This window comes from Clostridium sp. (genome assembly GCF_032552055.1).
Taxonomy (GTDB): domain Bacteria; phylum Bacillota; class Clostridia; order Clostridiales; family Clostridiaceae; genus Clostridium.
On the sequence record NZ_JAWGSV010000257.1, the window covers coordinates 1 to 4514 of the forward strand.

Sequence of the window (4514 nt, forward strand, 5' to 3'; positions counted from 1 at the left end):
GTCTAGGTTAAATACTTCACTATTATCTATTCATCTCCCCCTTCTTGAAACTCCTTCATTTATATTTACTACGTTTTTCTGTAATAGTGATATTTCAGATGTAAATCAATCTACTAATTATACTATCTTATAAAATCTCTACATACCTTTAAAACTTCTTTATTAAACTAATAATCTATCACTATCCTTTTATAATTACTTAAATTTATATATACCAGTAAATATCATACACTTAAAGCATATATTTCAATTATAATTATATATTTTCATCATATACACTAATAAATGTTTTATAATTAAAGTGTATATTTAAGTATCATTATATAATTAAACTATCTTAGGAGGTGTTTTTAATAGCTATAAATACTATTTCAAAAGGCTTTATAGGAACTTATACTAAAGGAAATAGCAAAGGAATTTATAAGTTTTCTTTCAATAATACAAATTGTGAAATAGACTCTATAGATATTGCTAGTGAAATTGGAAGTCCAACTTACTTAGCTATTTCTAAAGATAAGAAATTTTTATATTCTATAATAAAGAAAGGTAATGAGGGAGGAGTTGCTTCTTATTTAATTAATGAAGATTTAAGCTTATCTCTTCTAAATTACAAGATTTCCCTTGGCGCTTCACCATGTCATTTAATTACTGATAGTAAAAACTCATTCTTATTTTCTGCAAATTATCATAATGGTGAAATATCTTGCTATTCTCTACTAGCTGATGGCTCTATAGGCGATTTAGAATCTAGAAATTATCATACTGGCTCTGGAGTAAATATAAAAAGGCAAGAAAAGCCTCATCCACATTTTGTATGCCTTACTCCTAATGAAGAAAAACTTCTTGCTATTGATTTAGGTATTGATAAACTTTTTGTTTATGATTATGAAAATGGGATTTTAAAAGAAGATACTTCACGTTCTATTAAATTACCAGATGGAGTAGGCCCAAGACATATGACTTTTCATGAAAATAATAAAGTTGCATTCCTACTTAGTGAACTAACTTCAGAAGTTTTTGTATTATCTTATAATATTGAAGATAATACCTTTAATATACTTCAAAGAATTTCAGCTCTTCCTGAGAATTTCAAAGGGAGATCTGATGCAGCTGCAGTCAATATATCACCAGATGGAAAATTCTTATATACATCTAACCGTGGCTTCGACTCTATTGCTGTATTCTCTATAGATGAAAAAACCTTTAAACTTAATTTAGTTGAAATTACAGAAACAAAAGGCTCTCATCCTAGGGATTTTACTATCGATCCAAGTGGACAGTTTTTAATTATCCCTCATCAACTTACACCTAATATTACTCTTTTCCATAGAGATATTAAAACAGGTAAGTTAACTAAGGCTGATAAAGAATTTGCTATTGAAAGCGGAGTTTGCATTAAGTTCATTTAATAAAAAATAGACATCTCAAAGTAATTGTTTGATATGTCTATTTATATATCTAGATTTAATATTAATATCAAAATTATTTATCCGATGGCTACCATTGCTAATACTCTCATCTTCTCAAAGTGGGATCTAAGCACTGCTACGCACATGGATTAATTCTTATAATTCTTAAATTAATATCTTGTTGAGTTCTTTAATTGTCTTTCAATATCTCTCTTATGAGCTTTTTCAAGCATAGAATCTCTTTTATCGTAATTCTTTTTACCTCTACATAAGCCAAGGGCTACTTTAACCTTTCCATTTTTCAAGTATAAAGAAAGTGGCACTAAAGTAAATCCTTGTTGAGATACAAGACCTGCAAATCTTGAAATTTGCTCTTTATGAAGTAATAGCTTTCTTTCTCTTAATGGATCAACATTAAAAATATTTCCTTGTTCATAAGGACTAATATGCATACCTTTAATTGTTATTTCTCCATTCTCAACATCAGCATAACTTTCTTTTAAGTTACACTTTCCTGCTCTTATTGACTTTACTTCTGTTCCAACTAAAGCTATTCCAGCTTCAATTGTTTCTTCAACAAAATAATCATGCCTTGCTTTTCTATTTTCAGCTAATGAATTACTATTTTTCTTTCTTACCATAATATCCACCACTTATTTCATTTTTTCTTAATTATAACAAAATAGTTGAAAATAAACCAGTAGCTTCAAAATTCAAAGATTTCAAAAAGTGCTTTGCACTTTTTACTCTTCTTCATCTGTTAAAACATTTTGAATATCTGCCTTAGCCTTTTGAATTTCTTCACTTAATTTTTCACTTGGAACTATTTCTTCTTTATTATCTTCTTCTATTAAGTCAAAATATACTTCTCTATTATCTATATCTACTCTACTACATTTTACCTTAACTTCATCACCTAATCTATAGACCTTCTTAGTTCTTTCTCCTATTAAGCATAAATGAGCTTCATCATAGATATAATAATCATCATCTAAAGCTGTAATATGGATAAGCCCTTCTATAGTATTTGGAAGTTCTGCAAATAATCCAAAGGAAGTTACTGAAGAAATAATTCCTGAGAACTCTTCTCCAATTCTTTCTTGCATATATTCTGCCTTCTTTAAATCATCTACTTCTCTTTCAGCTTCTTGAGCTAATCTTTCCATTTCTGATGATTGCTTAGATGCTATTTCCACTATTCCAGATAGTTTTGCACTTCTCTTTTCATCTATCTTACCATTAAGTTGTTCCTTAATGATTCTATGAATTTGAAGGTCAGGATATCTTCTTATTGGTGAAGTAAAGTGACAGTAGTATTTTGCTGCAAGACCAAAGTGTCCTACACATTCTGGTGAATACTTAGCTTGCATCATTGAACGAAGTAATAATGTACTAACTACAGTTTCCTCTTTCTTACCCTTCACCTTTTCTAGTATATCTTGAAGAGCTCTAGGGTGAGTTTCTTGTCCCCACTTAACTACATGACCTAAATTGTATACAAATTCTTTAAACTTTTCTAATTTTTCTTCATCTGGATCTTCGTGAATTCTATATACAAATGGTAAATTAGTCCAATACATATGCTCAGCTATAGTTTCATTACAAACTAGCATAAATTCTTCTATTATTCTATTTGCAATAGCTCTATCATAAGGCTTTATATCAATTGGCTTACCTAAGTCATTTAATATTATCTTAGACTCTTCAAAATTAAAGTCTATAGCACCTCTTTTAAATCTCTTTTGACGAAGAATAGTACATAACTCTTCCATAGCTTTAAAGTCATCTACTAAATAATCATATCTTTTAATAAGTTCTTCATCATTATTTTCAAGAATCTTAGTTACATCTGTATAAGTCATTCTTTCAGAAGTTCTTATTACAGTTTCGTGAATTTCATGTCTAATAACCTTACCCTTGTTATCTATAATCATAAAACAACTTAAGGCAAGTCTATCAACCTTAGGATTTAATGAACAAATCCCATTAGATAATTTCTTTGGTAACATTGGAATAACTCTATCTATTAAATAAACAGAAGTTGCTCTTTTTAAAGCTTCCTTATCTAAAGGATTCTTTTCTCTTACATAATGAGATACATCTGCTATATGAACTCCAAGCTTATACTTTCCATCTTCAAGCCTTTCTATAGACACAGCATCATCTAAGTCTTTAGCATCTTCTCCATCTATAGTTACCATTCTTAAATCTCTAAGATCTAATCTTCTTTTATATTCTTTTTCATCTATTTCTTCTTCAATATTTTCTGCATAATTAAGAACCTTCTCTGAAAACTCTTCTGGCAATCCATATTTCTTAATAATAGTTAATATATCTAATCCTTTATCACCTTTTTTACCTAGGACTTCTTTAACTATTCCTTCTGGGCTTCTTCTTTTATCTCCCCATTTTACTATTTCACAAATTACTATATCGCCTTCACTTGCACCATTTCTATCTTTTTTAGATATAAATATATCTTGATTTATTCTAGTATCTTCTGGCACAACAAAGCCAAAGTTTCTACTATCTTCATAAACACCAATTATCTTAGAATTTACTCTTTCTAGTACTTCTCTTACTTCACCTTCACGCTTTTTACCATTAAAGTCTTCTCTTGTGATTTGAACTAATACCTTATCTCCATTCATAGCACCATTCATTGAAGAACTAGGTATGAAAACATCCTTTTCTCCTTCAGTTTCTGGTAATAAGAATCCAAATCCTTTTTGATGGACTTCTAACTTTCCTTTAATAAGTCCAAGTCTTTCTGGCACTCCAAACTTATCTTTCTTAGTTCTAACTATTAATCCTTCTTTTTCCATTGCTTTTAAAACTTTTTTAAAAGACTTATATTCATCAGGATTTATATCAAATACTGATACTAATTCTTGAATATCCATTGGTCTATAAGCTTCTTCTCTCATAAAACTTAATACCGTTTGCTTTATTCCCATTTTTTCACTTCCTTTATTAGAAATATAGACCTATCTTTTGTACCTATACTTCTATATTTTATCCATATAAAAGTTTAATAATCTTTTATTATCTATGATTTTATCTTTATATTATTATATTATTTAAAGTTTTATATCTATAATTAAT

Annotated in this window: 3 protein-coding genes; 1 reads left to right on the top strand and 2 read right to left on the bottom strand. The window is 28.7% G+C overall.

The features are described from left to right. The first annotated feature begins 344 nt into the window (after positions 1–344). Entirely contained in the window at positions 345–1409 is a 1065-nt protein-coding gene (locus tag E6248_RS13610) for a lactonase family protein (protein ID WP_316341332.1), read from the top strand. A gap of 170 nt (positions 1410–1579) precedes the next feature. On the opposite strand, the gene smpB is transcribed toward E6248_RS13610, so the two are convergent. Together smpB and rnr are read right to left on the bottom strand one after the other, a co-directional pair. Continuing rightward, positions 1580–2050 (bottom strand): SsrA-binding protein SmpB, encoded by a 471-nt coding sequence (gene smpB / locus E6248_RS13615; RefSeq protein ID WP_136007795.1) that lies wholly within the window; start codon positions 2048–2050, stop codon positions 1580–1582. 102 nt (positions 2051–2152) lie between these two features. Beyond that, complete coding sequence (gene rnr / locus E6248_RS13620; protein WP_316341333.1) at positions 2153–4366, bottom strand: ribonuclease R; 2214 nt, start codon at positions 4364–4366, stop codon at positions 2153–2155. Positions 4367–4514: the final 148 nt, after the last annotated feature.